This window comes from Lishizhenia sp., assembly GCF_057456495.1.
This window is the reverse complement of the sequence record NZ_JBVCPV010000192.1, coordinates 1-5507: the sequence shown is the minus strand read 5'-3', so window position 1 is coordinate 5507 and position 5507 is coordinate 1. Positions and strand designations below refer to the sequence as shown.

Sequence of the window (5507 nt, the reverse complement as noted above, 5' to 3'; positions counted from 1 at the left end):
CGTTTATGTATAAAAACGACTATTTCGTACTTTCAATTAATAAATTTAAGATGTTTTGGGCAGCTTTGGAAATTTTTGTTCCCGGTCCGAACACTCCGAACACACCTGCTTCGTATAAGAAATCGTAATCTTGCTGCGGAATTACTCCTCCTGCAACTACCATAATGTCTCCACGTCCTAATTTTTCTAATTCAGCAATTACTTGCGGAACTAATGTTTTATGACCTGCAGCCAATGAACTAACACCCAATACGTGAACGTCATTTTCTACCGCTTGCTTAGCCGCTTCTGCCGGTGTTTGGAACAATGGACCTATGTCTACGTCAAATCCTATGTCTGCAAAAGATGTCGCAATTACTTTGGCTCCTCTGTCATGACCATCTTGTCCCATTTTTGCAACCATAATTCTAGGACGTCTTCCTTCTAACTCGGCAAATTTATCGGCCAAAGCCTGTGCATTTTCAAAATCTTTATCTTGCATTGCTTCTGATGAATAAACTCCACTAATTGATCGAATTGTAGCTTGGTATCTTCCGAAAGTTTTTTCCATAGCTGCAGAAATTTCACCTAAAGAAGCTCTATCTCTCGCACAATCTACGGCTGCTGCTAATAAGTTTCCATTACCTGTTGCTGCAACTTCTTCTAATTTCGCTAAAGAAGCTTTTACTTTCGCATCGTCTCTTTCAGCTCTTAGTTTTTCTAAGCGTTCAATTTGTGATAAACGTACTTTAGTATTGTCTACCTCTAATATTTCAATCGGATCTTCTTTTTCTAATTCATAACGGTTAACTCCTACCAAGATGTCTTTTCCAGCATCTAAACGCGCTTGTTTTCTTGCCGCAGCTTCTTCTATACGCATTTTCGGAACTCCCGTTTCTATGGCTTTTGCCATTCCACCTAATTCTTGAACTTCTTCTATTAGTTCCCACGCTTTGTCTACTAACTCTTCGGTTAACTTCTCCACGTAGTAACTACCCGCCCAAGGGTCTATTACATCTGTAATTCCTGTTTCTTCTTGCAAGTATATTTGCGTGTTACGCGCAATGCGAGCTGAGAAGTCGGTTGGTAAAGCAATGGCTTCATCTAAAGCGTTGGTGTGTAAAGATTGTGTTCCTCCAAATGCAGCAGCCAAAGCTTCTATACATGTTCTTGCAACATTATTAAAAGGATCTTGTTCTGTTAAACTCCATCCAGAAGTCTGACAGTGCGTTCTTAACGCCAAAGATTTTGGATTCTCCGGGTTGAATTGCGCTACTAATTTCGACCAAATCAAACGACCTGCCCTCATTTTAGCAATCTCCATGTAGTGGTTCATACCTATGGCCCAGAAGAAACTAAGTCTTGGTGCAAATTCATCTACTTTTAAACCTGCTTCAATACCCGCTTTTAAGTATTCTAAACCATCTGCAAGCGTGTAAGCTAACTCAATTCCTGCTGTTGCACCTGCTTCTTGCATGTGGTAACCAGAAATAGAAATAGAGTTGAACTTCGGCATGTTTTGAGAAGTGTACTCAAAGATGTCCGAAATAATTTTCATGGATGGCTTTGGTGGATAGATGTAGGTATTTCTAACCATGAACTCCTTCAAAATGTCATTCTGAATAGTTCCTGCCAAGTCTTTTTTATCTACACCTTGTTCTTCAGCGGCTACAATGTAAAAAGCCATAATCGGAATCACCGCTCCGTTCATGGTCATAGAAACAGACATCTTGTCTAAAGGTATTTGATCAAACAAAACCTTCATGTCCAAAATACTGTCTATTGCAACACCTGCTTTACCTACGTCACCCACCACGCGCTCGTGGTCAGAATCGTATCCTCGGTGTGTGGCCAAGTCAAAGGCAACAGATAAACCTTTTTGTCCAGCCGCTAAATTACGTCTGTAAAAGGCATTCGACTCTTCTGCTGTACTAAATCCGGCATACTGACGAATCGTCCAAGGTCTTACGGTATACATCGTAGAGTAAGGTCCCCCCAAATAAGGAGGTAAACCACTTACAAACGACGTGTGCTTACTGTCTTTAATATCTGCTTTACTGTAAAAATTCTGTAATTTAATTTTCTCAGCCGTATCAAATATTTCTTTAGCTTCTTGCTTTGGTGCAGACGCCGTTGACTTAATATCTATATTTCTAAAATCTACCTTTTCCATTACAATTCCACTTTAGCGTCTCTTTCTAAAATTAATTCACTTCCAAACACCGTTTTTTCAGCAGCTTGCCACGTGTTGTCTTCATCTGTAATGTTCGGAAATTTGTTGATTCCTATTAAGGTGTTTTTCTTTGCTTCAACACTTGCAATACGTTGTGCTCTTATAGCGTTCACATCGGCAACAAAAGTGTCCATCTCACCATTTTCTAGTGCTTGGAAACGTTTCCATACATTCTTTTCTAACACTTCAGTAATTGCTTCTAATGCGTAAGCACCACCAGCAGGGTCTATTACTTTATCAATGTAAGATTCTTCCTTTAAAATCAAGGAAATATTGTTGGCCATACGTTGTGTGAATTCTGGGCGTTTTTGGGTTGCTCTTTGATCGTACGGACGTACAACTATAAAATCAGCACCTCCAACCGCAGCACTTAAACACTCTGTTGTTAAACGCAACAAGTTAGTATAAGGATCTTTTACAGATTTGTTCACATCTATAGATTGCGCTTCTATGGTTGCTACCTTAGAACAAGCATGCTCTGGTTGGTACTGTTCAACAATAAAACTCCATAATTTGCGCAGTACTCTGAATTTGGCAATTTCTAAAAAGTATAGATTACCAATTCCAAGTTTAAAGTGTATACAAGCCGCAGCGTTGTCAACACTTACACCATTTTCAATTAATAAATGTAATTCCTCATGACCTCTGTGCAAAGCATAGGCAATTTCTTGCGTTGAATTCCCTCCACTTACCAATACTTCTCTAGCATCTATACATATGTTTTTGGCTACAGAATTTTTAGAAAGGATACGAACTTTATTTTCTGTTTGGTTAGCAATTTCTTGAGCAAAACTAAATTGCTCTTCGTTGTTTACTGTAATAAAGGCATGTATGTGTTCAAAGCCTATATTTTCAACTACAGTTTTACATTCTTCCAAAGAGAAGTTTCCAAAGTCTAAGCGCAAGGCAGTATTTCCTTTCATCAATGCATTCAAAGCATAAGTGTTCTGTGCTTTAGCATCTAAATCAGAAGGAACCTCGGCCATGATTTCCCAGGAATTCTGGTCAAATCTACCACCCCTTTTGTAATCTCCGGTTCCCGGGTATTCCTCTTCTACTTGCGAAGTAGAGTAGTGGTAGTTTGCATTGTAGCTTATTTCTTCCAAGGGGTAATTGTTGGTCATCGATTCCTCGAAATCTTTACCTTTTAAATCCTTGGTAATCTTTGCTTGCCAGTCTTTTAAACTGGGTATTGTAAAATCTTTGAAAAAATCACTCATAATTTTCGTTTCAATCGCTCAGCGCTATCCACAAAAATAAAAAACTAAAGAGGAGTAACACCCTTGTAAGAGAGCGAATCAGAAAGAATTCTGTGAAATTTTAAAAGAAGGGGCAAAGTCGCTCCAAAAAGCCCTCTAATTTTAAGGAAATTATCAGCTTTTTTAAGCACCGGGCCATCCGCTAAAGTTGGAGTACTAAAACAACTTCAAAACTAGGGTGCAAAGGAGCTCCTTTTGTCGCTCTTTTTACCTGTGTTTTGTACAGTTTTACTCCTCCAAGCTACCGCTACTGTCCCTCTTTGAATATTGCTGAATGGCCAAAAAGTTTAATGTAGCTACTGCCGTCATTAAAACAGAACCTATTGCAACACCAAAAAATGGTAAACGCAACAACAAGGTAAATAAAGCTCCTGTCAAAATCATGTAACCGAAACGATTTAGGGCAAATTTATAACTGTTTTTACTTGAAACTTTATGACGTTCTAATGAGAAGTCGTAAAACGTAAATCCAAACCAAAAACTATTGATAATAAGCAGGTAAACTGGTGTGAGTGCATCTAGGTTGAACAAGTTTGCCAAGGTTAAATCCCAAAGAATAAAGAGAAAAATATCAATCACAAGACCGATTAATAAAATCCCTATCATGCGTATAACATCCTTTATGATTTGTTCCCAAGTACTTTTAAAAGTAGAGCCTGTTACCTCATTTTCTATACGTTCACTGAGTACTGTGTTAAAGGGAGAAAGTAAGGTTAGAATAAAAAATTGTAGGATGTAAATTAACCCCACCTCACTCCATGTGTCCATCGCCGCGAAGCCAGTTCGTAAACTACTTCCCACCCAAGGAATTTCTCCAGCATAATCCAGTAGGCCAAAAATAAAATGGATGATATTGACCAATATGAAAAAGAAAAAGCTCACTAAAATTCCGGGTATAAAGAATACGAGGAACTTTCCTTTTACCAGGAGCTTTATACTCTGGATTAAACTTTGTAGATGGTTGCGTAGAAGGTGCATTATTTAAATAAATTTAATATCAATAAGGTGATGCCGTAAAACGCAATGGTTCCCATGAAAAACAACTTTCCACCTCTGTAACCACGGGTGTACCAATAATAACTATTTACAGATCCCGCGATTAAAGCAGGAATCAAGGCCAAAATGTAGCTCTGCATTTTTATTCGGCAAAATTAACTTTTCTCTAAATATAAAAAAGATGGCATAGCTTTTGAAATCGTTAACATAGATTTTAAAACTAAACAAATGAAAACATTCATGTATAAAGCCATTGCGTTAACTGCTATGTTTACCTTTTTAGCGGGTGTAGCTAGTGCCCAAGAAGAAGAAAAAAATCCGTTGTACAGAACTTGTGCAAGGGCGGTTGAGCTGTGGATTGAAAAACCAGCTCCCGATGCAATCATTAAAAATTATCCCGTAAAAAAAGTAGATAGAAATTTGGCCACAAAATCGCTACCCCTAAAAGTTAGAAGATTGGACAAATTAGTTCGCTAAGTTTTCTAACTTCATCAAAGTCTCGAAATTTTTCGGGACTTTTTTTATGTCTATAACTCCCGTAAATATTGAGTTTTAAAGCATTTTAGAAATTATTTTTTAGAATTTACTTGTAATTCAAATTTATTCTACTCTATCTTTGTAGCGTCGAAGAACACGCGTTCCTCGATTTATATAGAAGAGGTGAGAGACAGGCTCTATGACCCTCTGGCAACCCGCTCAAACGATGAGCACGGTGCCAATTCCTGATAGATAAATTGAGTGATGTAAACGGTGAAATTCTAGCTTCGGCAATTTCCAAATTTGTTTTTACATAAAAATTGCGCAAGTCATTGTCCTTGCTGTGAATTTTTACTTTTTGCAATCGCTCCAAAATTTTTTTTTGAATGAAAAATAACGTGGAGAAATGGATTACAGAGGAGGATTTTTTTCTGGAATCTGGCGAGAAATTAGAAGACCTCATTGTAGCTTATCAAAGTTTTGGTAAACTCAACAACGAGGCCAGTAATGTAATCTGGATTTGTCATGCTCTTTCAGCAGACACCAACCCAACGCGATGGTGG

The 5507-nt window shown here is 38.0% G+C and carries 5 protein-coding genes and 1 riboswitch; of the genes, 1 reads left to right on the top strand and 4 read right to left on the bottom strand.

What is annotated here, in order from left to right; all coding sequences use genetic code 11:
• Window positions 1–19: 19 nt before the first annotated feature.
• The 4 genes from scpA to AC22ZQ_RS12155 all read right to left on the bottom strand — a co-directional run bounded on the left by scpA (window position 20) and on the right by AC22ZQ_RS12155 (window position 4607).
• Window positions 20–2152: a methylmalonyl-CoA mutase gene (gene scpA, locus AC22ZQ_RS12170; protein WP_318959042.1), complete on the bottom strand. Its 2133-nt coding sequence runs from the start codon at window positions 2150–2152 to the stop codon at window positions 20–22.
• Entirely contained in the window at window positions 2152–3432 is a 1281-nt protein-coding gene (locus AC22ZQ_RS12165; protein WP_318959041.1) for a methylmalonyl-CoA mutase family protein, read from the bottom strand. The genes scpA and AC22ZQ_RS12165 overlap by 1 nt, the downstream gene beginning before the upstream one ends.
• Before the next feature lie 267 nt (window positions 3433–3699).
• Window positions 3700–4353, bottom strand: coding sequence for a hypothetical protein (locus tag AC22ZQ_RS12160; protein ID WP_318959040.1), 654 nt, complete (start codon window positions 4351–4353; stop codon window positions 3700–3702).
• Between the two features lie 95 nt (window positions 4354–4448).
• Window positions 4449–4607 carry a hypothetical protein gene (locus AC22ZQ_RS12155; protein WP_318959039.1) on the bottom strand — a complete coding sequence of 53 codons (159 nt, stop codon included), beginning with the start codon at window positions 4605–4607 and terminating at the stop codon, window positions 4449–4451.
• An 88-nt stretch (window positions 4608–4695) separates the two neighbouring features.
• On the opposite strand from AC22ZQ_RS12155, the gene AC22ZQ_RS12150 reads away from it, so the two are divergent.
• Window positions 4696–4944 (top strand): hypothetical protein, encoded by a 249-nt coding sequence (locus AC22ZQ_RS12150; protein ID WP_318959038.1) that lies wholly within the window; start codon window positions 4696–4698, stop codon window positions 4942–4944.
• 167 nt (window positions 4945–5111) lie between these two features.
• A riboswitch (SAM riboswitch) is annotated at window positions 5112–5203 on the top strand.
• Window positions 5204–5507 lie beyond the last annotated feature (304 nt).

Coding starts and splice junctions, on each gene's coding strand:
- scpA (WP_318959042.1), bottom strand. CDS start 2,152: ATGGAAAAGGTAGATTTTAGAAATATAGATATTAAGTCAACGGCGTCT.
- AC22ZQ_RS12165 (WP_318959041.1), bottom strand. CDS start 3,432: ATGAGTGATTTTTTCAAAGATTTTACAATACCCAGTTTAAAAGACTGG.
- AC22ZQ_RS12155 (WP_318959039.1), bottom strand. CDS start 4,607: ATGCAGAGCTACATTTTGGCCTTGATTCCTGCTTTAATCGCGGGATCT.
- AC22ZQ_RS12150 (WP_318959038.1), top strand. CDS start 4,696: ATGAAAACATTCATGTATAAAGCCATTGCGTTAACTGCTATGTTTACC.